Annotated in this window: 23 protein-coding genes; 8 read left to right on the forward strand and 15 right to left on the reverse strand. The window is 66.1% G+C overall.

Translation table 11 applies throughout. The annotated features are described in order from the left end of the window. The first annotated feature begins 119 nt into the window (after positions 1-119). The 4 genes from yczE (at position 120) to G370_RS0104645 (ending at position 4,373) form a co-directional block, all read left to right on the forward strand. Positions 120-749 carry a membrane protein YczE gene (gene yczE / locus G370_RS0104630; RefSeq protein WP_021202254.1) on the forward strand — a complete coding sequence of 210 codons (630 nt, stop codon included), beginning with the start codon at positions 120-122 and terminating at the stop codon, positions 747-749. A 139-nt stretch (positions 750-888) separates the two neighbouring features. Beyond that, positions 889-2,919, forward strand: a complete 2,031-nt coding sequence (locus tag G370_RS0104635; protein WP_019659562.1) for an NADPH-dependent 2,4-dienoyl-CoA reductase — start codon at positions 889-891, stop codon at positions 2,917-2,919. A gap of 299 nt (positions 2,920-3,218) precedes the next feature. Next, a complete protein-coding gene (locus G370_RS0104640; RefSeq protein WP_004154513.1) occupies positions 3,219-3,677 on the forward strand; it encodes a cell wall hydrolase in 459 nt (152 codons plus the stop codon). Between the two features lie 84 nt (positions 3,678-3,761). Beyond that, positions 3,762-4,373, forward strand: coding sequence for a glutathione S-transferase N-terminal domain-containing protein (locus tag G370_RS0104645; protein WP_019659563.1), 612 nt, complete (start codon positions 3,762-3,764; stop codon positions 4,371-4,373). Positions 4,374-4,461: 88 nt separating this feature from the next. Here G370_RS0104645 and G370_RS0104650 read toward each other — a convergent pair whose 3' ends face one another. From G370_RS0104650 to G370_RS0104675, 6 genes are all read right to left on the reverse strand, one after another. Beyond that, positions 4,462-5,517, reverse strand: a complete 1,056-nt coding sequence (locus tag G370_RS0104650) for a suppressor of fused domain protein (RefSeq protein ID WP_019659564.1) — start codon at positions 5,515-5,517, stop codon at positions 4,462-4,464. 46 nt (positions 5,518-5,563) lie between these two features. Beyond that, positions 5,564-6,067 (reverse strand): hypothetical protein, encoded by a 504-nt coding sequence (locus G370_RS0104655; RefSeq protein WP_019659565.1) that lies wholly within the window; start codon positions 6,065-6,067, stop codon positions 5,564-5,566. Between the two features lie 193 nt (positions 6,068-6,260). Continuing rightward, positions 6,261-8,141 (reverse strand): propionate--CoA ligase, encoded by a 1,881-nt coding sequence (gene prpE / locus G370_RS0104660; RefSeq protein ID WP_019659566.1) that lies wholly within the window; start codon positions 8,139-8,141, stop codon positions 6,261-6,263. Between the two features lie 743 nt (positions 8,142-8,884). Next, positions 8,885-9,499 carry an RluA family pseudouridine synthase gene (locus G370_RS0104665; protein WP_019659567.1) on the reverse strand — a complete coding sequence of 205 codons (615 nt, stop codon included), beginning with the start codon at positions 9,497-9,499 and terminating at the stop codon, positions 8,885-8,887. A gap of 122 nt (positions 9,500-9,621) precedes the next feature. Further along, the gene (locus G370_RS0104670) at positions 9,622-10,608 is read right to left on the reverse strand and encodes a malate dehydrogenase (protein ID WP_005415428.1); all 987 of its coding nucleotides are present in this window, start codon (positions 10,606-10,608) and stop codon (positions 9,622-9,624) included. A 118-nt stretch (positions 10,609-10,726) separates the two neighbouring features. Beyond that, a complete protein-coding gene (locus G370_RS0104675) occupies positions 10,727-11,218 on the reverse strand; it encodes a peptidylprolyl isomerase (protein WP_005408225.1) in 492 nt (163 codons plus the stop codon). A 267-nt stretch (positions 11,219-11,485) separates the two neighbouring features. Between G370_RS0104675 and typA the strand changes: the two genes are divergently transcribed. The 3 genes from typA to G370_RS0104690 are packed head-to-tail and all read left to right on the forward strand — an operon-like array spanning position 11,486 to position 15,476. Further along, positions 11,486-13,333, forward strand: coding sequence for a translational GTPase TypA (typA, locus tag G370_RS0104680; protein ID WP_026346967.1), 1,848 nt, complete (start codon positions 11,486-11,488; stop codon positions 13,331-13,333). An 11-nt stretch (positions 13,334-13,344) separates the two neighbouring features. Beyond that, a complete protein-coding gene (locus G370_RS0104685) occupies positions 13,345-13,812 on the forward strand; it encodes a DUF2127 domain-containing protein (protein ID WP_019659569.1) in 468 nt (155 codons plus the stop codon). A 41-nt stretch (positions 13,813-13,853) separates the two neighbouring features. Beyond that, on the forward strand, positions 13,854-15,476 hold the full coding sequence (locus tag G370_RS0104690) for an amidase (RefSeq protein ID WP_019659570.1): 1,623 nt from the start codon (positions 13,854-13,856) through the stop codon (positions 15,474-15,476). Positions 15,477-15,548: 72 nt separating this feature from the next. On the opposite strand, the gene G370_RS0104695 is transcribed toward G370_RS0104690, so the two are convergent. Both G370_RS0104695 and G370_RS0104700 read right to left on the reverse strand, forming a co-directional pair. Beyond that, complete coding sequence (locus G370_RS0104695; protein ID WP_195670299.1) at positions 15,549-16,736, reverse strand: mechanosensitive ion channel family protein; 1,188 nt, start codon at positions 16,734-16,736, stop codon at positions 15,549-15,551. 681 nt (positions 16,737-17,417) lie between these two features. Then, on the reverse strand, positions 17,418-18,809 hold the full coding sequence (locus tag G370_RS0104700; protein WP_019659572.1) for a class II 3-deoxy-7-phosphoheptulonate synthase: 1,392 nt from the start codon (positions 18,807-18,809) through the stop codon (positions 17,418-17,420). A gap of 217 nt (positions 18,810-19,026) precedes the next feature. On the opposite strand from G370_RS0104700, the gene G370_RS0104705 reads away from it, so the two are divergent. Then, the gene (locus G370_RS0104705; RefSeq protein ID WP_019659573.1) at positions 19,027-21,150 is read left to right on the forward strand and encodes a TonB-dependent receptor; all 2,124 of its coding nucleotides are present in this window, start codon (positions 19,027-19,029) and stop codon (positions 21,148-21,150) included. Between the two features lie 65 nt (positions 21,151-21,215). On the opposite strand, the gene G370_RS0104710 is transcribed toward G370_RS0104705, so the two are convergent. From G370_RS0104710 to secY, 7 genes are all read right to left on the reverse strand, one after another. Next, positions 21,216-21,722, reverse strand: a complete 507-nt coding sequence (locus tag G370_RS0104710; protein WP_019659574.1) for a disulfide bond formation protein B — start codon at positions 21,720-21,722, stop codon at positions 21,216-21,218. A 232-nt stretch (positions 21,723-21,954) separates the two neighbouring features. Next, positions 21,955-22,338 (reverse strand): 50S ribosomal protein L17, encoded by a 384-nt coding sequence (gene rplQ / locus G370_RS0104715; RefSeq protein ID WP_005408217.1) that lies wholly within the window; start codon positions 22,336-22,338, stop codon positions 21,955-21,957. A 190-nt stretch (positions 22,339-22,528) separates the two neighbouring features. Beyond that, positions 22,529-23,527 (reverse strand): DNA-directed RNA polymerase subunit alpha, encoded by a 999-nt coding sequence (locus G370_RS0104720; RefSeq protein WP_005408216.1) that lies wholly within the window; start codon positions 23,525-23,527, stop codon positions 22,529-22,531. Between the two features lie 55 nt (positions 23,528-23,582). After that, positions 23,583-24,212, reverse strand: a complete 630-nt coding sequence (gene rpsD / locus G370_RS0104725; protein WP_004145446.1) for a 30S ribosomal protein S4 — start codon at positions 24,210-24,212, stop codon at positions 23,583-23,585. 15 nt (positions 24,213-24,227) lie between these two features. Continuing rightward, positions 24,228-24,617 carry a 30S ribosomal protein S11 gene (gene rpsK / locus G370_RS0104730; RefSeq protein ID WP_004145443.1) on the reverse strand — a complete coding sequence of 130 codons (390 nt, stop codon included), beginning with the start codon at positions 24,615-24,617 and terminating at the stop codon, positions 24,228-24,230. Positions 24,618-24,628: 11 nt separating this feature from the next. Then, on the reverse strand, positions 24,629-24,985 hold the full coding sequence (rpsM, locus tag G370_RS0104735) for a 30S ribosomal protein S13 (RefSeq protein WP_004154500.1): 357 nt from the start codon (positions 24,983-24,985) through the stop codon (positions 24,629-24,631). A 347-nt stretch (positions 24,986-25,332) separates the two neighbouring features. Next, positions 25,333-26,700 carry a preprotein translocase subunit SecY gene (gene secY / locus G370_RS0104740; RefSeq protein WP_005408215.1) on the reverse strand — a complete coding sequence of 456 codons (1,368 nt, stop codon included), beginning with the start codon at positions 26,698-26,700 and terminating at the stop codon, positions 25,333-25,335. Between the last annotated feature and the right edge of the window lie 7 nt (positions 26,701-26,707).

The following is a 26,707-nucleotide window of genomic DNA, read 5'->3' on the forward strand; positions in this document are numbered from 1 at the left end:
GAGCATGGGCTCGGCTCTACAGATTCCGCCTGTAGCGGCGGATTGGTCGGCATCTGTATCTATTGAAGTGACTGAATCGGGATTACGGTGGAAACAGATTCCTCTCCCCCGAGCCCACCCTGCCCACCGCCCTGCCCCTGCGCCTGCTGCAACTGATCACCGGCCTGTTCCTGTACGGCTTTGGTGCTTCGCTGATGATCCGTGCCGCCATCGGCGTGGCGCCGTGGGATGTGCTGTCACAGGGCATCGCCGCACAGACCCCGCTCTCGTTTGGCCTGGCCACCAATGTGATTGGCGCACTGGTGCTGCTGCTGTGGTGGCCGCTGCGGCAGAAGCCGGGCGTCGGCACCGTGCTCAACGTGATGCTGATCGGTCCCTCCGCGCAGTTCGGGCTGTGGCTGCTGCCGCCGGCCGTCGGCCTTGGCTGGCAACTGACGATGTTCTGCGCGGGCATGCTGCTGGTGGCATTGGCCACCGGCCTGTACATCGGCGCCCGCCTCGGCCCGGGTCCACGCGATGGCCTCATGACCGGCCTGCATGCCCGCACCGGCTGGGCGATCTGGAAGGTGCGCAGCCTCATCGAAGGCAGCGTGCTGCTGCTGGGCTGGTGGCTGGGCGGCAACGTCGGCCTCGGCACCCTCGCCTTCGCCCTGCTGATCGGCCCGCTGTGCGGCGTCACCCTGGGCTGGTTCGGGATCGGCCGCCGCCCGGTCGTGCCGACCGCAGGCCGACAACCACAATCGCCCTGAGTTGACCCGAATGCCGGCCAGCGGCCGGCACTACCGCCCCCCGAGTTCGTGGGCAGCGCTGCAGGCGCGATCCAGCGGCCCTTGCCCCGGCCGCCATTTCGCGGCACGCTTCGCGCTTCCGTACGCAAGCGTATCGACCATGTCGCCAGCCAACGAAAGCGCCTATCCCCATCTGTTCGCCCCGCTGGATCTGGGCTTCACCCAGCTGCGCAACCGCGTCCTGATGGGCTCGATGCACACCGGACTGGAAGATCGCGCCCGCGACTTCCCAAGGTTGGCGGCCTACTTCGCCGAACGCGCCGAGGGCGGCGTTGGCCTGATCGTCACCGGCGGCTTCGCACCGAACGTGGTGGGCTGGCTGAAGCCCTTTGGCGGCAAGTTGTCCTGGCCCTGGGAGGTACGCCCGCACCGGCAGCTCACCGCCGCCGCGCACCAGCACGGCGCGAAGATCTGCCTGCAGCTGCTGCACGCCGGCCGCTATGCCTATCACCCGCTGTCGGTGGCACCGTCGAAGCTGAAGGCGCCGATCAACCCGTTCACCCCGCGCGCGCTGTCGGCCAGTGGCGTCGAGCGGCATATCGCCGACTACGCGCGCAGCGCGAAGCTGGCCCGCGAGGCCGGCTACGACGGGGTGGAGGTGATGGGCTCGGAGGGCTACCTCATCAACGAGTTCATTGCCCCGCGCACCAACAAGCGCTCCGACCGCTGGGGTGGCGACGCCAACCAACGCATGCGCTTTGCAGTGGAGATCGTGCGCCGCATCCGCGAGGCCTGCGGCCCGGACTTCATCATCATCTACCGCCTGTCGCTGGTCGACCTGGTGGACGACGGCAGCAACTGGGACGAGATCGTGCAGCAGGCGCAGGCCATCGAGGCGGCTGGCGCGACGATCATCAATTCCGGCATCGGTTGGCACGAGGCGCGCATTCCGACCATCGCCACCTCGGTGCCGCGTGCGGCCTTCGCCGGTGTCACCGCCAAACTGAAACCGCATGTGACGCTGCCGCTGGTGGCGACCAACCGCATCAACATGCCCGACGTCGCCGAACGCATCCTCGCCGGCGGCGGCGCCGACATGGTGTCGCTGGCACGTCCGCTGCTGGCCGACCCGCAATGGCCCAACAAGGCCCGTGCAGGCCGCGCGGAAGCGATCAATACCTGCATCGCCTGCAACCAGGCCTGCCTGGACCACGTGTTCGAGAACAAGCTGGCCAGCTGCCTGGTCAATCCGCGCGCCGCGCACGAGACCGAACTGGTCTATCGCCCCACCCCCGCGCCGAAGAAGGTTGCCGTGGTCGGTGCCGGCCCGGCCGGCCTGGCCTGTGCCACTGTCGCGGCCCAGCGTGGCCACCAGGTCACCCTGTTCGATGCCCACGATGAGATCGGCGGCCAGTTCAACGTGGCCAAGCGCATCCCCGGCAAGGAAGAGTTCCACGAAACCCTGCGCTATTTCCGCCACAAGCTGGCCGAAACCGGCGTGCAGCTGCGCCTGAACACCCGCGCCGACGCGTCCAGCCTGGCCGGCTTCGACGAGGTGGTGCTGGCCACCGGCATCACCCCGCGCAAGGTCAGCTTCCCCGGCGCCGACCACGCCAAGGTGGTCAGTTATCTGGACGTACTGCTGGGCCGCGTCGAAGTGGGCGCCACTGCCGCGATCATCGGCGCCGGCGGCATCGGCTTCGACGTCGGCGAATTCCTCAGCCACGCTGGCGAGTCGCCGTCGCTGGACCCGCAGCGCTGGATGGCCGAATGGGGCGTGGACGCCAGCTTCGAGGCACGCGGCTCGCTGGGCCGGCCCGAGGTCGAGCCGTCACCGCGGCGCCTGTGGCTGCTGCAGCGCAGCGCCGGCAAGCCCGGCGCGCGACTGGGCAAGACCACCGGTTGGATCCACCGCGCCACACTGAAGGCCAAGGGCGTGCGCATGCTCGGTGGCGTCGAGTACCTGGGCGTGGACGATCAAGGCCTGCGCATCCGCGTGGAAGGCAGCGAACAGTTGCTGCCGGTAGACCATGTGGTGATCTGCGCCGGGCAGGAACCGAACCGCGCATTGCAGGCCGAACTGCAGGCCGCCGGCATCAACGCGCAGCTGATCGGCGGTGCCGACGTGGCCGCCGAACTGGACGCGAAGCGGGCAATCGACCAGGGCAGCCGGGTGGCCGCCACGCTCTGATGAGCGCCTGAATGGGGGACGGAATGTGATTTCCGTCACCTCCGTCGAACCTGAATGTCAAGCCGGGCGGTTCACGATGCGTTCGGCTATTCCCCCCTACCTTGCGCCATCTTTCCGCTCACCAGCCAGTTTCCGGTGAGCTGGCGTGGCCCCACCGATCAGTACTGATCGATTCTTTTTGGGGCTGCCCACGGGGCGGCCCCGATGGCCGCCTCCCCATGACGCCAAGTCGTACCCCGCCTCCTGTCGCCCCCGCGGCCGGAACCGGAAGGTGCGGCCCATACGGAGCAAGGAGTTATATGAAACTGGCCTGGATTCTCTGGCTGTCGCAGTTGTTGCCGCAGCCGGCCGCTGATTCACTGTGTCTGAGCACCACCGTTTACCTGGAAGCCCGCGACCAGACCCTGCGCGGCCAGCAGGCCGTCGCCGAGGTCGCCCTGCGTCGCCTTGACAGCGGCCTGTGGGGCGACTCGATGTGCCAGGTCGTCACCGCGCGCAAGCAGTTCGCACCGACCATCGTCTCCCCCGGCACCCAGCTGGGCAATGACGCGGCGTGGAGCGAGGCGATGAACGTCGCTTTCGACGCCGAGCGCAACTGGGCGCTGCCGGCCGGCGAGCGCCGCGAGATCGTGCCCGGTGCCAGCCACTTCGCCGCGCTGTCCATCGCCAGCCCGAACTGGCGCAATGCCTATCAGGTGGCCACCATCGGCGATCACACCTTCTATAAGGTGCAGAACCTCAAGCCGCGGCAGTCGTAACGATCCGTGCCGGCGGCAGCGTTGCCGCCTGCCGGCAGGCTCTGGGATAGTGGGCGTTTCCCGCCCGCATCACCTGGAGTTCCCATGAAGCTGTACAGCAAGCCCGGTGCCTGTTCCACCGCCGACCACATCGCCCTGCAGTGGACCGGCCAGCCGTTCGAGGTTGAACTGCTGAACAAGGACACCCTGAAGGGTCCGGAATTCCTCAAGATCAATCCGGCCGGTGCGGTGCCCGCGCTGGTCGACGGCGACTTCGTGCTGCTGCAGAACGCCGCGATCATGGGCTATATCGCCGATCGCTTCCCGCAGGCCGGCCTCGGCGGTGACGGCAGCCCGCGCCAGCGCGCCGAAGCCACCCGCTGGCTGGCCTTCGTCAATTCCGACGTGCATCCGGCCTTCTCGCCGCTGTTCGCGCCGGGCAAGTTCATCGCCGACGAGAGCCAGTTCGATGCGATCCGCGCCGCCGCGCACAAGCGCCTGCGTGGCCTGTTCGAGACCGCTGACAGGCAGCTGGCCGACAAGCCGTGGCTGGCCGGCTTCCGCAGCTTCGCCGACCCGTACTTCTACATCACCCTGCGCTGGGCCGCCGGTACCAAGGTCGACCTGTCGGGCCTGGACAACCTGGCCGCCTACAAGGCGCGCATGGACGCCGATGCCGGCGTGCAGGCCGCACTGAAGGCCGAAGGGCTGGCCTGATCATGACCCGGGGTCAGAGCCGTTCGCGTGGCGGACGGGCCTGACCCCTCTGCCCTGCGCAGGCGGGGGCCGATACGCCAGGGCGTGGTCAACCGATCTGGCGGATCACTTCACCGTTGGCATCGCGCAGGTAGGTCGGCATCACTTCGATGCGCAGCGCCCCCGCCAGCGGGTAAACCCCGCGCTCGGCGCGCACCCCTGCCAGGGCCTGCAGGCCCGCCTCGTCCAGTGACCAGCGCGCGCTGTCGGCGGATACGTCCGCCGCTTCACCGCCCCCGTTCGCGACGAACTCCCACTGCCGCTCGCGGCTGACCAGTTCCAGCGATCTGCCGTGGCGCAGGCGCAAGGGCAGCAGCTCGCACACGCTGGCCACCTGGCCGGCGCCGAGCACCAGCGTGGTGACGCCCGCCTCCTGCCGCCAGTCCAACGTCTCGATGAACAGCATGCCGGTGCTGGAGCCCTCGCGCTCGCTGCCTTCCCGCACCTGCGCGGCAAGCGCCTGGTCCTCCAGCAGGTTGCCGCGGTGCAGGTCGCTGATCCACAGTGGCATTGCCGGCTGCAGTACTTGCAGCACGCCGCGCGTGGACCAGCGCTTGACCGCTTCCATCTCCTCATCGGTCAGCCCGACCAGCTGCAGGAACTGCAGGTGGCCATTGGCGGTGTCGCGTGCCGGCAACTGCGGGTCGGCAATGAACGCCAGATGGCACAGCCGCGTGTCGGTCTCCAGCGCGATCGGGCCGTTGGCATTCAGATGGTGGCCATCCTCGAACACGTTGCCGCTGGCGAACACATAACGCGCCAGGTTCTGCAGCAGGTTCATCGGCCACACCGGCGGCGTGCTGTCGGCGTTCTCAGCGGCTTCGGCGGCGAGACGGAACGTCAGCTCGAAACCATAGCCGCTGGTGGCGGCATCACTGCTCTCCTTGGCATACAGCTCGGAGAAGCCGTAAGTCACGTAGTGCCAGTGGGGTACCGGCGCATGCGCCCAGTACACGCTGATGCCATCGAGCGGATCCTGGCCACCGAGCGTGTACGGAAGCGCGGTGCCGAAGTGACGTGGCTCCTGCCCGGCATACAGCGGCGCCAGCGCCGCATTGATGGCGTCCCAGCCGGGGGTATCGGTGTCGTCGTGGTCGTCCTGCACGCGGGAGTCCTTGTGGGGAAGTGAACCGATCACTTTACGCGGTGGCTCAGGCCTGCACGACCTCACCACCACCCTTGACCACGGCGGCCTGAGTTTCCTGCCACCAGCGCTGTGCCAGCGCCGGGCTGCGCGCCTTGCCCACCGCTGCCAGCAGTTCCGGGCACAGGCGTTCCAGCGCCAGCGCATCGGTGCAGCGTTCGATCTTCAACTGCATGAAGTAGCCCTTCAGACCCAGATGGCGCCGCACCGCATCGCTCATCGCGTCGTACAGCTGCTGGTACAGCGCCGGGTCCTGTTCGCGACCAGTGCTGATGCCACGCGCCGGCACGGCCTCTGCACTTCCGCCGATCACTTCGATCAGGCCCAGCGCGGCCAGCTGCTCCAGTGCATCAGGCGGCGCACGCAGGCCTTCATACAAGCCGCGCAGTTCGGTGTCGTCACGATGGCCATCGACCATCAGCAGGATCGAGCGCAGTGCCGCCGGCAGGCGCCGGCTACGGTCTTCGATTTCCTGACGGCCAGCAGCCGTCTTGGCGTGCAGCAGTGCCATTGCCTCCCCCTCCCTCAATGCGCCACTCCGGCGGGCCCTCGCGGGCACGCCCCCCTGCAACCGAGCTTAGCGCACCGGTTGCAGGGAGGAAGCTGCGGTGCAGCAACGGCCTCCCCTGTAGAGCCGAGCCCATGCTCGGCTGCTTTGGCAAGGCATGCGGAGCCGAGCATCGGCTCGGCTCTACAGAAGCAGGTCAGCGGCCCAGCGCGCGGCGGATCTCCTCCAGCGCGCCGGGGTCGTCCAGCGTCGACAGGTCGCCCGGGTCGCGCTGCTCGGCCAACGCCTGCAACGAGCGCCGCAGCAGCTTGCCCGAACGGGTCTTGGGCAGCGCGTTGACCACGTGCACGTGCGCCGGACGCGCCACCGCGCCGAGCGAGGTGGTCACCGTGGCCATCATCTCGGCCACCACCGGCGCCGGATCCTCGCCATCCAGGCCCTGCTTGAGGGTGACGAACACCAGCGGCACCTGCCCCTTCAGTTCGTCCTTGACGCCGATCACCGCTGCCTCGGCCACGCGCGGGTGGCTCGAAATGGCCTCTTCGATCTCGCGCGTGCCCAGCCGGTGCCCGGCTACGTTGATCACATCATCGGTACGGCCGAGGATGAAGGTGTAGCCATCGTCGTCGCGGATCGCCCAGTCCAGCGAGCTGTACAGCAGTTCCTTGAAATGGCTGAAGTAGCTCTGCAGGAAACGGTTGTCGTCGTTCCACACCGTGCTCATGCAGCCAGGCGGCAACGGCGGCGACACCACCAGCACCCCCTTCTGCCCCGGTGCGACTTCCTCGCCGGTGTTCTCGTCGATCACCTTCATCCGGTAGCCAAGATTGGGGAAGCCCGGCGAACCGAAGCGCACCGGCTTCATCTCCAGGCCCGGCAGCAGGGTCAGAGCCGGCCAGCCGGTCTCGGTCTGCCAGTAGTTGTCGATGATCGGCTTGCCCAGCGCTTCGCTGATCCAGTGCGCGGTCGGTTCGTCCAGCGGCTCGCCGGCCAGGAACAGGTACTTCAGGGCGCGCAGGTCGTGGCGATGGATGAAGTCCGCATCGTGCTTCTTCAGCACGCGGATGGCGGTGGGCGACGAGAACATGGTGCGCACGTTGTACTGCTCGCACAGCGCCCACCAGATGCCCGGATCCGGATTCGTCGGCAGCCCTTCGTACAGCAGCGAGGTGCAGCCACCGATCAGCGGGCCGTACACGTTGTAGGAATGGCCCACCGCCCAGCCGACATCGGAGGTGGAGAACATCACCTGGCCCGGCTTGCAGTCGAACACGGTCTCCATCGACTGGGCCATTGCCACCGCATAGCCACCCACATCGCGCTGCACGCCCTTCGGCTTGCCGGTGGTGCCGGAGGTGTACAGCAGGTAGCTCGGCTCACTCGCCTCCAGCCACTGCACCGGCACATCCGCTTCCCCGATCTGTGCACGCAGCGTGGCGTACTCCACATCACGGCCCGGCACGCGTGGTTCGGCGGCATCCAGCCCGCGCGACACGATCAGCACATGCGGTGGCGGCGAAGCCGCTTCGGCGCAGGCCGCGTCAACCATCGGCTTGTACGGAATCAGCTTGCCACCGCGCATGCCGGCATCGGCGGCGATGAGCAGCTTCGGCTTCGCATCGTCGATGCGCAGCGCCAGGTTGTGCGCGGCGAAGCCACCAAACACCACCGAGTGCACCGCACCGATGCGCGCACAGGCCAGCATCGCGAACACGGCTTCGGCCATGTTCGGCATGTAGATCACCACGCGGTCACCATGGCCGACGCCGAGGTGCTTGAGCACGGCGGCGAAGTCGTTCACTTCGCGATACAGCTGGCGATAGGTGATTTCGCGGGTGCTGTTGGTTTCGGTGGAGATGGCGACCAGTGCGAGCTGGTCGGCGCGCTCGGCCAGGTGACGGTCGACGGCGTTGTAGCAGAGATTGGTTTCGCCGCCGACGAACCAGCGCCGGAACGGCGGATTGCTGTAGTCGAGCACCTGCTGCGGCGGTTTGTGCCAATGGATGCGCTTGGCTTCCTCGCCCCAGAAGGCCTCCGGCTCGTCGATCGAGCGACGGTAGGTTTCCTCGTAGTTCATGACGCAGCCCTCCCAGACGAAGTCATGGGTTCGAGGATAGTCCGGCGCTGGCGCGCGGGCCGCCCTACCTTGGTAGGGGGGTGGGGTTTGTTATGCAGGGCTTGCAGCCCTGCACCCGTGGTAGTGCCGGCCGCTGGCCGGCAACAGCATCAGCAACAGCAGAAGCTGGTTTCCTGGGGGATGGCGGGGTGGCTCCGGTTGCGGGGGACGCCGTGAATCCCCAGTCCGGCCCAGCCGCTGGCGGCTGGGCGTTCGGGCGCTTGCGAAGCAATGCTTCGCAAGCGAAGCGCCCTCACCCATGGAGGCTCGGTCGCGCCATCCATGGCGCTCACGCCCCCGCAACCGGACCCACCCCGCCTTCGACAGTTTCCTGCCATCTGTCGGAACGGCGTATTGCTCTGGTGGGTGTCGACCTTGGTCGACACGGTAGATCCACGCCATGCGTGGATGACTCATTCGATATCTGAAAGAAAAATCGTGTCGACCAAGGTCGACACCTACCAACAGCCGTGCGGAACAATGTCGCAGTTACCAACAGCCGAGTGAACCTGTCGAAGGTGGGGCGGTGTCGGAGTGCGGGGTGTCAGCCGCATGGATGCGGCTGCCAAGCCTACAGGGAAGTACTTGCGGCGCCCCCGCACTCCGACACCGTCCCGCCAACCCACGGATAACCCGCCTTTGATGTTGACGTTGACGTTGCTCTGACTCGTAGCAGGTGCAGGGCTGCAAGCCCTGCCGAACCCCTAGAACGGAGCCGCAGACTCGAACGCGAGCACCTCGCCCGTCACCGGGTGGGTGAACTGCAGGCTGCACGCATGCAGGTGCACGCGCTGCGCCGGGGCGGCGCCATACAGCACGTCACCGACAATGGGATACCCGAGACTGGCCATGTGCAGGCGCAGTTGATGGCTGCGGCCGGTGACCGGTTCCAGTTCCACGCGGGTGCGCTGCGCTTCAACATCACGCGCCATTACGCGCCAGCGTGTCAGCGCCGGCTTGCCGCGTTCCTGATCGACCCTCTGCTTCGGTCGATTCGGCCAATCCACGATCAGCGGCAGGTCCACTTCGCCGGTGTCGCGTTCGAGCAGCCCCTGCACCACCGCTTCATACCGCTTGCCAACCTGGCGCTGCTCGAACTGCATCGACAATGCGGCCTGCATCTCCTTGCCTCGCGCATGCAGCAGCAGGCCGGAGGTCACCTGATCCAGCCGATGCACCGTCAACGCATCCGGATACACCGCCTGCAGGCGCGCGACCACGCAGTCCTGGTTCTCGGCGCTGCGGCCGGGCACGGACAGCAGGCCGGCCGACTTCTCGGCCACCAGCAGCGCGTCATCGATGTAATGCAGGTGGATCATGCGGTTCCAGGAATTCCAAACAAAAACGGGGAAGCCGAAGCCTCCCCGTTTTCTGCGTACCGACCAACGGTCGGTACCCACCATCGCGGTGGAGGTACCGGCCGTGGCCGGTACCGCCTGCATCAGCCCAGCAGGTGGGCGACGCCGGCGCGCTCTTCTTCCAGCTCGGCCAGGGTCTTGTCGATGTACTTCTGGCTGAAGTCGTCGATCGGCAGATCCTTGACCAGGGTGTACTTGCCGTTCTCGGTGGTCACGGCAAAGCCGAAGATCACGCCTTCCGGAATGCCGTAGGAACCGTCGGACGGCACGCCCATGGTGACCCACTTGCCGTTGCTGCCCAGCACCCAGTCACGCACGTGGTCGATGGCGGCGTTGGCGGCCGAAGCAGCCGAGGACGAGCCGCGGGCTTCGATGATCGCCGCGCCGCGCTTGCCGACGGTCGGGATGAAGGTGTTGGCGTTCCACTCCTGGTCGTTGATCGCATCGGCGATCGACGCACCATCGGCGGTGGCGAAACGGTAGTCCGGGTACATGGTCGGGCTGTGGTTGCCCCACACCACCAGCTTCTCCATGCCACCGACCGGCTTGCCGAGCTTGGCCGACAGCTGGCTCAGCGCGCGGTTGTGGTCCAGGCGCAGCATGGCGGTGAAGTTTTCCGGCTTCAGGTCCGGGGCCGACTTCATGGCGATGTAGGCGTTGGTGTTGGCCGGGTTGCCGACCACCAGCACCTTCACGTCACGGCTGGCGACCTTGTTCAGCGCCGCGCCCTGGGCGGTGAAGATCTTGGCGTTTTCCAGCAGCAGGTCCTTGCGCTCCATGCCCGGGCCGCGCGGACGCGCGCCGACCAGCAGGGCGATGTCGGCGTCCTTGAACGCGACTTCGGCGTCATCGGTGCCGACCATGCCGGCCAGCAGCGGGAAGGCGCAGTCTTCCAGCTCCATCATCACGCCCTTCAGGGCGGCCTGGGCCTTGTCGACCGGCAGTTCCAGCAGCTGCAGGATGACCGGCTGGTCCTTGCCCAGCATTTCGCCGGAGGCGATGCGGAACAGCAGGGCATAACCGATCTGGCCGGCGGCGCCGGTCACGGCAACACGAACGGGTGCTTTCATGGGGGTTTCCTCTTGCTTGCAAGCGTTTGATGGGACGCCGCGGGCGGAGCCACGCAGGCCTGGCGGGCGGCGGGGAACAGGGAAACGGCCACCCGTGGGTGGCCGTTTCGAAGGGGGATCAGGCGGCGAGGTGCTTGTTCCACTCGGCGACGCGGTCGGCCTGGGCGGCCAGCACGGCGTCGACGTCGCCTTCCAGGGTGATCGAATGGATCACGTCGCCCTGCTTGACCGAATCGACGATGGCCTGGCCTTCCAGGACCTTGCCGAAGACGGTGTGGCGGCCGTCCAGCCAATCGGTCTTGATGTGGGTGATGAAGAACTGGCTGCCGTTGGTGTTCGGGCCGGCGTTGGCCATCGACAGCGAGCCGACCTCGTGCTTCACGCCATTCTTTTCGTCTTCGAACTTGTAGCCCGGGCCGCCGGTGCCACGGCCCTGCGGGCAGCCGCCCTGGATCATGAAGTCGGCGATCACGCGATGGAAGATCAGGCCGTCATAGAAGCCGTGCTTGACCAGGTTCACGAAGTTGGCCACGGTCAGCGGCGCCTTGTCGGCGAACAGCTCGACCTTGATCGGGCCCTGGGTGGTGTCGAAAGTGGCGATGAGGGACATGAAGATCCTTGATGCAGAGGGGAACGCGTCTAGCCACCTAGTTTACACCTGCCTTGCGGCGGCGGCGGCTTCGACCATGGGCGCAGACCCGGGCTTCAGCCGCCGGCGGGGCAGCCCGCGCGACGGTCTGGCGGCCTCGGCCGTGTGGCGGCCCAACTGAATGGGCCCCGTGACGGGCGTGAAATCCACCTTTTCGCGAATCGTCAAGTTCGACGTATAATGTTGGACTTCTTTTTCCAAATCCGGCGCCGACTGGCCCCCTTTCGTATGTCCATCGAAAATCTTCGCAACATCGCCATCGTCGCCCACGTCGACCATGGCAAGACCACCCTGGTCGACCAGCTGCTGAAGCAGTCCGGCACCCTGTCCGAGCGTACCGTCCTCGCCGAGCGCGTGATGGACAGCAACGACCAGGAAAAGGAACGCGGCATCACCATCCTGGCCAAGAACACCGCCATCACCTGGGAAGACAAGAAGACCGGCATCAAGAACCGGATCAACATCGTCGACACCCCCGGCCACGCCGACTTCGGCGGTGAGGTCGAGCGCGTGCTGTCGATGGTCGACACCGTGCTGATCCTGGTCGATGCGATGGACGGCCCGATGCCGCAGACCCGCTTCGTGACCCAGAAGGCCTTCGCGATGGGCTTCAAGCCGATCGTCGTGGTCAACAAGGTCGACCGTCCGGGCGCCCGTCCGGAGTGGGTGATCGACCAGGTCTTCGACCTGTTCGACAAGCTCGGTGCCACCAACGAGCAGCTGGACTTCCCGATCGTCTACGCCTCGGGCCTGAACGGCTACGCCGGCCTGGAAGACACCGTGCGCGACGGCGACATGACCCCGCTGTACGAAGCGATCATGAAGCACGCGCCGAAGCCGGAAGTGGACCCGGAAGGCCCGTTCCAGATGCGCATCAGCCAGCTGGACTACAACAACTTCGTGGGCGTGATCGGCATCGGCCGCATCCAGCGCGGCACCCTGAAGAAGAACATGCAGGTCGCGGTCATCGACCGTGAAGGCAAGAAGCGCAACGGCAAGGTGCTGCAGGTGCTGGGCTTCATGGGCCTGGAGCGCATCGAGCAGGATTCGGCCGAGGCCGGCGACATCGTGGCCATCTCCGGCATCCAGGAGCTGACCATCTCCGACACCATCTGCGCACCGGACTTCCCGGAAGCCCTGCCGGCGCTGACCGTCGACGAGCCGACCATCTCGATGACCTTCCAGGTGAACAACTCGCCGTTCGCCGGCAACAAGGACCTGTCCGGTGGCAAGTTCCTGACCAGCCGCCAGATCAAGGACCGCCTGGACCGTGAAAAGGTCCACAACGTGGCCCTGAAGGTCGAGCAGCTGGAAGACGCCGACAAGTTCCTGGTCTCCGGCCGTGGCGAACTGCACCTGTCGGTGCTGATCGAGAACATGCGCCGCGAAGGCTACGAGCTGGCCGTGTCGCGCCCGGAAGTGATCATCAAGGAAATCGACGGCCAGCTGATGGAGCCGATCGAGCAGCTGGTGGTGGACATCGAAGAAGTCCACCAGGGCGGCGTGATGGAAAAGCTGGGCACCCGCAAGGGCCAGTTGAAGAACATGGAATCGGACGGCAAGGGCCGCGTGCGCCTGGAATACCAGATCCCGGCCCGTGGCCTGATTGGTTTCCAGAACGAGTTCAAGACCCTGACCCAGGGTTCGGGCCTGCTGTTCCATGTGTTCGACCACTACGGCCCGAAGGAACAGGGCGCGATCGCCAAGCGCATCAACGGCGTGATGATCGCCAATGCGCCGGGCGTCACCCCGGCCTACTCGCTGGGCCCACTGCAGGAACGCGGCAAGCTCTTCGCCGCCGAAGGTGACAACGTGTATGAAGGCCAGCTGGTCGGCATCCACTCCAAGGACAACGACCTGACCGTCAACGCGATCAAGACCAAGCCGCTGACCAACATGCGCGCTTCGGGCAAGGATGATGCGATCCAGCTGACCCCGGCGATCAAGTACTCGCTGGAACAGGCCCTGGACTTCATCGAAGACGACGAGCTGGTCGAGATCACCCCGAAGGAGATCCGCCTGCGCAAGAAGTTCCTGACCGAGAGCGACCGCAAGAAGGCTTCGCGCGGCGGCTGAGCCAGCACCCCGTGAGCCAGAGCGGCTACAACCCGGATCCACACCGGCATCCGGGCCTGCACGTCATCGCCCTGCTCGAAGCGAGCAAGGCGATGCTGGCACTGTTGGCTGCCACCGGGCTGGAAGTGCTCGGACCGCAGCCGCTGCGGCACGGCATCATGGCCCTGATCCGGCGTTTCAGCCTGGATCCGGACCACGGCACCCTGCCCTCGCTGCTGCACATGATCAGCCCCGACGCGGTCCACCTGGCCGCGGCGGGGATGATCGGTTACGGACTGCTGCACCTGGTCGAAGCCTGGGGCCTGTGGCGGGCCAAGGCCTGGGCCTCCTGGCTGGGTTGCCTGACCGCTGCCCTGTACCTGCCCTTCGACATCTTCGCGATCATCCGCCATCCCGGCTGGCCGTCGTGGACGATCCTGGCCATCAACCTGATCGTGGTCTACGTACTCGCCCGCGACCTGCGCAAGCGCCACCGCTGAGCACTCGCTACACTGGGGATTGGAGCCGACCAAGCCGCCCCATGCGCCCGTCCTTGCCGCCTCTGCTGACCTGCCTGCTCGCCGCGCTGCCGGCGCTGCTTTCGGCTGGCTGCAGCCCGGCCACGCCCAGCGCGCATGCGGCCGAACCTGCGAGCCGCAACGTGCCGTTCCCGTACGCCGAAACCGATATTGCCGACCTGCAGGCGCGGATGACCGCCGGTGAACTGGACAGCACCACCCTGACCCAGGCCTACCTGCAGCGCATCGCCGCCCTGGACCGCGCCGGGCCGCGCCTGCGCGCGGTGATCGAGCTCAACTCCGATGCCCTGAAGGAAGCCGCCGCGCGCGACCGCGAGCGCCGTAGCGGCCACCTGCGCGGCCCGCTGCACGGCATCCCGCTGCTGTTGAAGGACAACATCAACGCCGCGCCGATGGCCACCAGTGCCGGCTCTCTGGCCCTGCAGAGCTTCCGTCCGGACGATGCCTACCTGGTGCGCCGGCTGCGCGATGCCGGCGCCATCGTGCTGGGCAAGACCAATCTGAGCGAATGGGCCAATTTCCGCGGCAATGATTCGATCTCCGGCTGGAGCGCGCGCGGCGGCCAGACCCGCAATCCCTATCGGCTGAGCCATTCGCCCTGTGGTTCCAGCAGCGGCAGCGCGGTAGCCGTGGCCGCCAACCTCGCCAGCGCAGCAATCGGTACCGAAACCGACGGCAGCATCGTCTGCCCGGCGGCGATCAATGGCATCGTCGGCCTCAAGCCGACCGTAGGCCTGGTCAGCCGCGACGGCATCATCCCGATTTCCTTCAGCCAGGACACCGCCGGTCCGATGGCGCGCAGTGTCGCCGACGCTGCCGCCGTGCTGACCGCGATCGCCGGCCGCGATGATGCCGACCCGGCCACCGCGACCATGCCCGGCCGCGCGGTCTACGACTACACCGCGCGACTGGACCCCCAGGGCCTGCGCGGCAAGCGCATCGGACTGCTGCAGACACCCTTGCTGAAGTACCGGGGCATGCCGCCACTGATCGAACAGGCGGCGACCGAGCTGCGTCGCGCCGGCGCCGTGGTGGTGCCGGTGGAGCTGCCCAACCAGGGCGCTTGGGCCGAGGCCGAGCGCACGCTGCTGCTGTACGAATTCAAGGCCGGGCTGGAGCGCTACTTCAGCGCCCATCGCGCCCCGCTGCGCAGCCTGGCCGAACTGATCGCCTTCAACCAGGCGCACAGCAAGCAGGAGCTGGGCCTGTTCGGCCAGGAACTGCTGGTGGCGGCCGACGCCACTGCCGGCCTGGCCGACCCGGCCTATATCCGCGCGCGCAGCGATGCACGCCGGTTGGCGGGCCCGGAAGGCATTGACGCTGCCCTCGCCGCCCACCAGCTTGATGCGCTGGTGGCCCCCACCACCGGCGTGGCGTGGCCGATCCGCAGCGAAGGCGACGATTTCCCCGGCGAGAGCTACAGCGCTGCCGCTGTGGCTGGCTATCCCAGCCTGACTGTGCCGATGGGCCAGATCAACGGCCTTCCCGTCGGCCTGCTGTTCATGGGCACCGCCTGGAGCGAGCCGAAGCTGATCGAGATGGCCTACGCCTACGAGCAGCGCACGCGCGCACGGCGCCCGCCGCACTTCGATACCGACGCGCTGATCGACGCTGGCGAGCCGTGATCGTGTTTCTGTAGAGCCGAGCCCACGCTCGGCTTCAACGGAAAATCGAAAGCAGCCGAGCATGGCTCGGCTCTACAGCGGCTGGTCGGGCTCCGCTGGCACGATCGCCGCCTCACCGTCTTCAGCCCCCGGCGAACGCACATCTGCAGTGCGTGCACGAGGACCACGCGGCATGTCCAGCTCGTCTGCATGCTGCAGCCGCGCACGCACCTGCGGCAGCGACTGCGGATGCTCACGCGCGAGGAAATCGAGCATGCGCTCGCGCACCAGGCAACGCAGGTCGAACGCGTCGCCGGAGCTGCGCGCACTGACCAGCAGGCGGACCTGGATTGCACGCTCACTGGTTTCAGTCACCTGGGTCACGCAGACTCGGCCATCCCACAACGCTTCGCCCCGGCAGATGCGCTCCAGTTCAGCACGGATCGCCGCAATCGGGGCACGATAATCCAGCCACAGGAAGGCTGTGCCGAGCAGGTCGGCACTACGCCGCGTCCAGTTCTGGAACGGGTTCTCGATGAACCAGGTCAACGGCACCACCATCCGCCGCTCATCCCAGATACGCACCACCACGTAACTGCTTCCGATCTCCTCGATGCGTCCCCACTCGCCTTCCACGATCACCACGTCATCCAGGCGGATCGGCTGCGTCAACGCGATCTGCAGGCCGGCGATCAGATTGCCGAACACCGGCTTGGCCGCGATACCGGCCACCAGGCCGATCAGGCCGGCCGAGGCCAGCAGCGCGGTACCGATCTTCTGCACCATCGGAAACGTCAGCAGCACCAGCGATGCGCCCAGCACGATGATGCCGCCCATCAGCACCCGGCTGAGCACGCGCGTCTGGGTCTGGATGCGGCGCGCTTCCAGATTGTCGGAGACATCAATGGGATGGCTGCGCAGGATTGCGCGCTCGCCCGCCGCCACCGCACGTACCAGCAACCAGATGAAGCAGGCAGTCAACGCGATGTGCAGCACATGCTGCAGATGGCCCAGCAACGGATCCTGCAGCGGCGTGGCCTGCAGGGCGGGAATCAACAGCAGCAACGGCCACGCGGTGGCCATCGGCAGGCCGAGCACGCGCCCGATGCGTGCGCGCCGTCGATCACGCCCTTTCAGCCGGTGATAGATCCACAGGATCAGCCACGCGCCGATGCCACCCACCAATGCGGCCAAACCCAATGGCCATGCATAGGCCTGCATGTGCTCCCAAGGCACTCTTGCCACCTCCACGTGAAAGCGTGAACGGACAGCCTCGCGCATGGCGCATGAGCGTCACGTCAGTCGTTCGTAAGGAGGGTGTTGATCGGCAGGGCTTGCAGCCCTGCACCTGCTGCGAGCCGAAGCAACAGCAACAGCAACAGCCGAAGCAGAAGCGGGTTTCCTGTGGGATGGCGGGATGGGTCCGGTCGCGGAGACGCCGTGAACCCATCCATGGAGGCTTGTCCGCGGCATCCATGCCGCGGACACTCCCGCAACCGGACCCACCCCGCCTTCGACAGTTTTCTGCGATCTGTCGGAACCTGCTGCTGATGGTGGGTGCCGACCGTTGGTCGGCACGGGGTCGGAGCCCATTTTGAATACTGCTATCTGAAAGAAAAATCGTGTCGACCAACGGTCGACACCTACCAACAGCCGCGCATGCCAATCGCCGCAGTTACCAGTAGATCCACGCCATGCGTGGATGATTCATTCGACATCTGACAGATGTGCCGACCAACGGTCGGCACCCACCAATAGCGACCTGAACCTGTCGAAGGTGGGGCGGTGTCGGAGTGCGGGGTGTCAGCGGCATGGATGCGGCTGCCAAGCCTTCAAGGACGTACTTGTGGCGTCCCCGCACTCCGACACCCGCCAACCCACGGATAGCCCGCTTTTGACGTTGACGTTGACGTTGCTCTGGCTCGTAGCAGGTGCAGGGCTGCAAGCCCTGCCGAAAAACCCTTACCGCACTTGCTCCTGCTTGCGTACGATCGCCATCGCGATCTCCAGCGACTGCTCGTAGTTCAACCGCGGGTCCACCGTTGAACGATACGCGCGCTCCAGGTCGCGCTCGGTCAGTTCGCGCGCGCCGCCGATGCACTCGGTCACGTCCTCGCCGGTCAGTTCCAGATGCACACCGCCCAGGCGCGTACCGGCGGCCGCATGCAGGTCGAACGACATCTCCACCTCGCCACGCACGTTGTCGAAGCGACGTGTCTTGAAACCGTTGGCGGTGCTTTCGGTATTGCCATGCATCGCATCGCACACCCACAGCACGCGGCGACCATCACGCTTGACCGCGTCCAGCAGCGGCGGCAGTTTCTCGGCGATCTGCGCGGCACCCATGCGGTGGATGAAGCTCAGGCGGCCCGGCTCGTCATGCGGGTTGAGCACATCGATCAGGCGCAGCAGCTGGTCCGGCGTCACCGACGGGCCCACCTTGATCGCAATCGGATTGCGCACGCCACGCAGGTATTCCACGTGCGCGCCATCCAGCGCAGCCGTGCGCATGCCGATCCAGGGGTAATGCGTGCTCAGGTTCAACCAGCCCTGCTGGCGGGGCACCTGGCGGGTCAGTGCCTGCTCGTACGGCAACAGCAGCGCTTCATGCGAGGTGTAGAAGTCGATGCGGTTGAGGTTGTGCACGCGGGCCCCGGCCAACGTCTCCATGAAATGCACGGCATCGCCGATCGAGGCCACCATCTTCTGGTACTCGGCGGCCAGCGGCGAATGGCTCACCCATTCCAGGTTCCAGTACTCGGGGTGGTGCAGGTCGGCGAAACCACCATCGATCAGCGCCCGTACGAAGTTCATCGTCATCGCCGAATGCGCGTGCGCCTGCAGCATCCGCTTCGGGTCCGGCAGGCGCGCTGCTTCAGTGAAGGCCGGCGCATTGATGACATCGCCGCGGTAGCTCGGCAGGGTCACACCGTCGCGCGTCTCGGTATCGGCCGAACGCGGCTTGGCGTACTGGCCGGCGAAACGACCCACGCGGATCACCGGCTGGCGCAGCCCATGCACCAGCACCAGGCTCATCTGCAGCAGCACCTTCAGGCGGTTGGAGATGGTGCCCGATTCGCAGTCGCTGAAGTTCTCGGCGCAGTCGCCGCCCTGCAGCAGGAAGCGCTTGCCCTCCTGGGCCTCCGCCAACTGCTGCTTCAGGGCCAGGATCTCCCACGAGGTGACCAGCGGCGGCAGCCGCTTCAGCTCGTGCAGGGCAGCGTCCAGCGCCACCGGGTCCGGGTAGGTCGGCATCTGCAGCGCGGTCTTGCCACGCCAGCTCTCCGGCGACCAGGCAGCGCCGGTGGCGGCTGCGACGGGATCGGGGACAGGCGAAACGGCGGACAGGCTCATTGCAGGCTTCCGGAGGTGGGGGACGTTCATGGTCGCAGAGCCGACCGCTGTCGCAAAGGGCCGAACGGCGTCTGCACATGACTGAACGCCGGGGAAAGGGCATCGCGATTAGCCAAAAGCGGCATGCCCACGGCCAGCCGGTCAGGCGCATGATTCGCCACGCACTGTTACGAAGTAACACTCAATCCCCAATGGCCCCTTCCACAGCCTATCCGCCATGAAGCCCTCCCTGCTTGCTACCGGCATCACCTTCGCCCTCACCCTGGCCAGCCTGCCTTCCCTCGCCGTGGCCGCCGATGCCGCCGCTCCCGTGAAGGACCTCGACGCGGTCACCGTCCACGCCCAGCTCGACCAGGCCCGCAACACGCTGTCGCCGGACATCGGCAGCAGCCAGTACCAGATCACCGCCGAGGACATCCAGAAGCAGCCGCTGGGCGCCTCCGCGCCGCTCAGCCAGGTGCTGCTGCAGGCGCCCGGCGTGGTCCAGGATTCCTACGGCGGCGTGCACGTGCGCGGCGACCACGCCAATCTGCAGTACCGCATCAACGGCGTGCTGCTGCCCGAATCGATCTCGGGCTTCGGCCAGACGCTGGATGCACGCACCATCAAGAGCATCCGCCTGATGGATGGCGCGCTGCCGGCGCAGTTCGGCGAGCGCACCGCTGCAGTGGTCGACATCACCACCCGCAGCGGCGCCGAGCTCGGCAACGGCGGCAGCGCCGGGCTGACCGCAGGCTCGTTCGGCAAGATCAATCCCAACGCCTCGTGGTGGGGCAACCAGGGGCGCTGGAGCTGGTTCCTGACTGGCAACTACGACCAGAACGAGGTTGGCCTGGAGAACCCGACCCGCTCGCGCAAGCCGCTGCACGACGACACCCACCAGGGCAAAGCGTTCGCTGACCTTACCTACCTCGTCAACGAGAACACCCGCCTGAGCGTGTTCGCCGGCTTTGCCAACAATCGCTTCCAGATCCCGGTCAACCCCGGGCAGACGCCGCAGTTCGGTTACCTCGATACCACCACCTTCGACTCCAGCCAGCTGGATGAAACCCAGCGCGAGGCCACCCGCTTCGGCATGCTGGTGCTGCAGGGCACGTTGGGCAGCACCGCATATCAGCTCTCGGCCGGGCAGCGCTACAGCGATGTGGCATTCCATCCGGATGTCGTCGGCGACCTGGTGTTCAGTGGCGTCGCCTCGCAGGTGCAACGCAGCAACCGCGCCAACACGCTGCAGGCCGATTTCTCCACCCCACTGGGCAACGACCACACGCTGCGCTATGGCCTGTACGGCAACTACGAGAATGCGCGGGCCAGCAACAGCAGCTGGGTGTTTCCGGTCGATGACGCCGGCCAGCAGTCCAGCACCACACCGCTGCTGATACCTGACCGCAGTGCCTTCCATGCCAGCACGCTGGCGCTGTACGTGCAGGATGAATGGAAGATCGGCGACGACTGGACCGTCAACTACGGCCTGCGCGGAGATCGCTACAAGGCCTTTGGCCACACCGAGGGCCAGCTCAGCCCCCGCGTGGGAGTGGTCTGGAATGCCAGCGACAGCACCACCGTGCATGCCGGCTATTCGCGTTACTTCACGCCACCGGCCAGTGAGCTGATCGCCAGCAGCGATATCGCCCTATACGACGGCACCACCAACCAGCAGCCCAGCGGCGGCAACAACACGCCACTGGCCGAACGCAGCGACTACTACGACATCGGCGTGTCGCAGCAGGTGGGCGACCACCTCACCCTGGGCTTGGACGCCTACGATCGCCGCGTTGCGCGCCTGCAGGACGAAGGCCAGTTCGGCGCCGCCTACATCTACTCGACGTTCAACTATCGCCGTGGCCACATCCGTGGGCTGGAGTTCAGTGCCGACTACAGCAACGGCCCGTTCAGCGCCTACTTCAACGCGGCGTACAACAAGGCCATCGGCACCCAGGTGATCACCAGCCAGTACAACCTCGATCCGGACGCGCTGGCCTATGTGGCCGACCACTGGATCCACCTCGACCACGACCAGAAACTGACCTCATCGGGTGGCTTCAGCTACGCCTTTGCCGGACACAACCGGATCGGTGCCAACTACGTGTTCGGCAGCGGCCTGCGTTCGGACATCGAGGGCGTACCCAACGGCGGCGAGCTGCCGTCGTACCTGCAGGTGAACCTCAGCGCCGGGCACGACTTCAATGCCGACAGCGGCCATCCGTTGCACGTCCAACTGGCCGTGTTCAACGCACTGGATCGCAGCTACCAGCTGCGCGACGGTGGCGGTGTCGGCGTCTTCGCCCCGCAGTGGGGACCGCGCCGAGGTGCTTACCTGAGCCTGCAGCAGGATTTCTGAGGTAGCGCCGGCCGCTGGCCGGTATTCCCACGGTGTGCCGGCCAGCGGCCGGCACTACCCTGCGTTCAGCGCTTGACCCTGCGCAGCGACGCCACCAGCGCCCACAGCGCCAGCAGCACGAACCACACGCCCGACCACATCGGCATGGTCAGGCCCAGGAAGGTCCAGTCGATGTTGCCGCAGTTGCCGGTACCGGTGAGCACCGTGCGGAACACTTCCAGCGGCCCCATGGTCTCGCGCAGGAAGCTCAGCGGCGGGCCGCAGGTCGCGCCCATCTCCGGCGGCAGCATCTGCACGTAGACGTGGCGCGCGGCAATGCCGACGCCTACAGCGGCGGCAATGAAGGCGAGAATGCCGTAGGTCGCGCGTCCCGGGCGGTTGGACGGCCCGTGCAGCGCACCGATCAGGAACAGCAGGCCCAGCGCGGCGAAGGCCAGCCGCTGGAAGATGCACAGCGGACACGGCTCCAGGCCCATCTTCAGCTGCAGGAAGATCGCGTAGCCGAGCAGGCCCGCGCAGATCAGGAAGCCCAGGAAGAACTGGGCGCGGAAGGGCCAGCGCAGTGGATTCATCGTCAACGCTCGAATGGATCAGGGCGCCAAGCGTAACCGAGAGCGCGCGCCATTCGAACCGCCACAGGTGACGCCTGTCGGAACGGTGCGGGTCGCATTGTGCCGCAGGTAGCGCCGGGCCATGCCCGGCGAGCGTAGCGGATACGGAAACGCCGGGCATGGCCCGGCGCTACCAGAACGCAAAAGCCCGGCAGAGGCCGGGCTTTCGCTGTGTCGCGTTGGAGCGGTCCGATTACTCGGCCACTTCCTCGGCCACGACCGGACGGTCGACCAGCTCGACGTAGGCCATCGGCGCGTTGTCGCCGGCGCGGAAACCGCACTTCAGCAGGCGCAGGTAGCCGCCCGGACGGTTCGCGTAGCGCGGGCCCAGGATGGTGAACAGGTTGCCCACCGCTTCGTTGTCGCGCAGGCGGGCGAAGGCCAGACGGCGGTTGGCGACGGAGTCGACCTTGGCCAGGGTGATCAGCGGCTCGGCAACGCGGCGCAGTTCCTTGGCCTTCGGCAGGGTGGTCTTGATCAGCTCGTGCTTGAACAGCGAGGCGGCCATGTTCTTGAACATCGCTTCGCGGTGGGCGCTGGTGCGGCTGAACTTACGGCCAGACTTCTGGTGACGCATGGTGATATTCCTTGGTTAATGATGAGGCTGTGCGGATCGTTGTCGCCATCCTGGCGTTGCTGCGCGGACTGCGGTTGGTCCTGGCCCTCCGTCCTGGACGGCCTGCCCGCGAACCTGCGGTTCGTCGTGGCGTGTTGTGTTGCGTTGAAGGCTCCACCGCGAACGGTGGAGCCTTCAGGCATTACCGATATCAGCCCAGCATGCCGTGGCTGGCGACGCCGGCCGGCGGCCAGTTCTCCAGCTTCATGCCGAGCGACAGGCCGCGCTGAGCCAGCACTTCCTTGATCTCGGTGAGCGACTTCTTGCCCAGGTTCGGGGTCTTCAGCAGCTCCACTTCGGTCTTCTGGATCAGATCGCCGATGTAGTAGATGCTTTCAGCCTTCAGGCAGTTGGCCGAACGCACGGTCAGCTCCAGATCGTCGATCGGGCGCAGCAGCACCGGATCCACGCCGTTGTTGGCCGGCTTGGCCGCACCGCGGTCGCGGTGGGTGAAGTCACCGAACACCGACAGCTGGTCGCTGAGGATGTCGGCGGCGGTGCGCACGGCTTCCTCGGCATCGATGGTGCCGTTGGTCTCGATATCGATGACCAGCTTGTCCAGGTCGGTACGCTGTTCGACGCGGGCCGCCTCCACGGCATAGGCGACGCGGCGGACCGGCGAGAACGAGGCATCCAGGACCAGGCGGCCGATGGCACGGGTTTCTTCGTCCGGACGACGACGCGCGGCAGCCGGCTGGTAGCCGAAACCACGTTCGATCTTCAGACGCATGTTGATCGCCGTGTCCTTGGTCAGGTGGCAGATCACATGGTCGCCGTTCAGGATCTCCACATTGTGGTCGACCTTGATGTCGGCAGCGGTGACAACGCCCGGGCCCTGCTTGGACAGGGACAGGGTGGCGCTGTCGCCGGAGTGCATACGGATGGCCACGTCCTTCAGGTTCAGCAGGACTTCGAGCACGTCCTCCTGCAGACCTTCGACCGTGGTGTACTCATGCAACACGCCGTCGATTTCGACTTCCGTGATGGCGAAGCCCGGGATGGACGACAGCAGCACGCGACGCAGGGCGTTGCCCAGCGTATGCCCGTAACCCCGCTCCAAAGGTTCGATAACGACCTTTGCACGGGTGTCGGTAAGGCGTTCGATCTGCGGACCGCGAGGACGCAGAACCTGGTTGGCGGTAACCGTCATGTTGCGGGTTCTCCTAGTGAACCCCCGGCCGTCGCCGGGGGCTCTCCAATGTGAATTACTTCGAATACAGCTCGACGATCAGCGCTTCGTTGATGTCCGCAGGCAGATCCGAACGATCCGGAACGGCCTTGAAGATGCCGGTGAACTTGCCGGAATCCACTTCAACCCACGACGGGCTCAGGTCATGCTGGGCGGCGACGGTCAGGGCTTCCTGGACGCGCAGCTGCTTGGCAGCCTTTTCAGACAGGGCGATGGCGTCGCCAGCCTTGACCTGGTACGAAGCCAGGTTGACCGACTTGCCATTCACGGTGACGCCGCGGTGCGACACCAGCTGACGAGCAGCCGGACGGGTCACGGCGAAGCCCATGCGGTAGACGACGTTGTCCAGGCGGGTTTCCAGCAGCTGCAGCAGGTTCTCGCCGGTGTTGCCCTTCTTGGTCGAGGCCTTCTTGTAGTAGTTGCGGAACTGACGCTCCAGCAGGCCGTAGATACGCTTGACCTTCTGCTTTTCACGCAGCTGGGTGGCGTAGTCGGACAGCTTGCCCTTGCGGGCAGTGGCGCCGTGCTGGCCGGGCTTCTGCTCCAGCTTGCACTTGGAGTCCAGCGCACGCGCCGGGCTCTTCAGGGACAGGTCGGCGCCTTCGCGACGGGCGAGCTTACAGGTAGGACCGATATAACGAGCCATTTCTTATCGCTCCCTTTAGACGCGACGCTTCTTCGGCGGACGGCACCCGTTGTGCGGGATAGGCGTCACGTCGATGATGTTGGTGATCTTGTAGCCGACGTTGTTCAGCGAACGCACGGCCGACTCACGGCCCGGACCCGGGCCCTTGATGCGGACTTCCAGCGACTTCACGCCGTAGTCCAGCGCAGCACGACCGGCCTTTTCAGCAGCCACCTGGGCAGCGAACGGGGTCGACTTGCGCGAACCGCGGAAGCCAGCGCCACCGGAGGTCGCCCACGACAGAGCATTGCCCTGGCGGTCGGTGATGGTGACGATGGTGTTGTTGAACGAAGCGTGGACGTGGGCAACGCCGTCGGTGACGACGCGCTTGATCTTCTTCTTGGTCTTAGCAGCGGGCTTAGCCATTTCTCAGTCCCTTACTTCTTGATCGCCTTGCGCGGACCCTTGCGGGTGCGGGCGTTGGTACGGGTGCGCTGGCCACGCAGCGGGAGGCCACGACGGTGACGCAGGCCGCGGTAGCAGCCCAGGTCCATCAGGCGCTTGATCGCGATGCCGATCTCACGGCGCAGATCGCCTTCCACGATGTACTTGCCGACTTCGGCGCGCAGGCGCTCGATTTCCGGCTCCGACAGATCGCGGATCTTGGTGGTCGAAGCAACGCCTGCGACTTCGCAGACCTTCTTCGAACGGGTACGGCCGATGCCGTAAATGCTTTGCAACCCGACCCAGACGTGCTTCTGGGCTGGCAGGTTGACGCCTGCAATACGCGCCATGACGCGGTTCTCCAGCTGAGTGATGGCCGACAGCGCGCCTCGGGCACGCCAATCCGGCAGGATGGATCAAAAAAGTGAACTAGCGATACTAACAAGGTTCCGGTTTACATGGAAGCCCGTGAAACCATTGGTTTCATGAACCCGGCCTGGGGAGTGTGCCCAGGCTCCGGCGCCGGATGGGGTTGGACCCGGGGTATCCTCCGGGGCCGCCCGCGCTACTCCAGCGCGGGACCACCTCATCACACCCCCACCCGGAACCGCTGCGGGGGCCGCCCTTCGTTTGTGTGGCCGGAGTCCGCGAAGCGGAGGGACCATCACGTCAGGAAGACGAAAGTATAACAGGCCAATCAGCCGCGGGCAAAACCGCCGCGGTTGCCGCCCTTCAGGTTGGCCTTCTTCAGCAGGCTCTCGTACTGGTGGGACATCAGGTGCGCCTGCACCTGGGCAATGAAGTCCATCACCACCACCACCACGATCAGCAGCGAAGTACCGCCGAAGTAGAACGAGGCGTTCAGCTGCGTGCGCATCAGTTCCGGCAGCAGGCAGACGATCACCAGATAGGCCGAGCCGGCTGCGGTCAGGCGGGTCAGTACACCGTCGATGTAATCGGCGGTGGCCTTGCCCGGACGGATGCCCGGAATCAGCGCGCCCGACTTCTTCAGGTTGTCAGCGGTTTCCTGGGAGTTGAACACCAGCGCGGTATAGAAGAACGCGAAACCGGTGATCAGCGCAGCGAACACGATCATGTGCAGCGGCTCGCCCGGGCCCAGGGCATTGGCGACCTTCTGCAGGACCTGGCCGAAGCTGCTCTGGTTGGCCGCCTGGCCGGACCACATGGCCAGGGTGGCCGGGAAGGCCAGCAGGCTCGAGGCGAAGATTGCCGGAATGACGCCGGCCATGTTGAGCTTCAGCGGCAGGAACGAGGTCTGGTTCATGTACGCGTTGCGACCGCCCTGGCGGCGTGCGTAGTTGACCGTGATCCGGCGCTGGCCACGCTCGACGAACACCACGAAGAAGGTGAACGCGAGCACGACAATGGCGATCAGCAGCAGCTGGATGAACTGGATATTGCCGTCGCGGTAGGCGTCGAAGGTGTGGATGATCGCACCCGGCAGGCCAGCGACGATACCGGCGAAGATGATCAGCGACACGCCGTTGCCGATGCCGCGCTCGGTGACCTGCTCACCGACCCACATCAGGAACATGGTGCCGGCGGTCAGCGCGACCACGGCGGTGAGCACGAAGCCCATGCCCGGCGCATACACGACCGGAGCGCCCGACGGCGAGACCTGGCCCTGCAGGGCCAGTGCGATCGAACCGCCCTGCACCACTGCCAGCAGCACGGCGCCGATGCGCGAATACTGGGTGATCTTGCGGCGGCCGGACTCACCTTCCTTCTGCATCGCCTTCAGGGCGGGGAAGATGTGCACGGCCAGCTGCATCACGATCGATGCCGAGATGTACGGCATCACGTTCAGCGCGAAGATGCTGAAACGGTGCAGGGCGCCGCCCGAGAACATGTTGAACATGTCCACGATGCCGCCGCCCTGCTGTTGCATCATGGCAAGCATGGCATCGGGATTGACGCCCGGCACCGGCACGTAGCAGCCGATGCGATAGACGATCAAAGCCCCGACGACGAACAGCAAACGTTGGCGAAGTTCAGTGAACTTGCCCATTCCGCCCGCGAGGTTACCGATGCCAGCTTGCGCCATGATTTTC

The sequence above is a fragment of the Stenotrophomonas hibiscicola ATCC 19867 genome (assembly GCF_000382065.1).
GTDB classification, from domain to species: domain Bacteria; phylum Pseudomonadota; class Gammaproteobacteria; order Xanthomonadales; family Xanthomonadaceae; genus Stenotrophomonas; species Stenotrophomonas hibiscicola.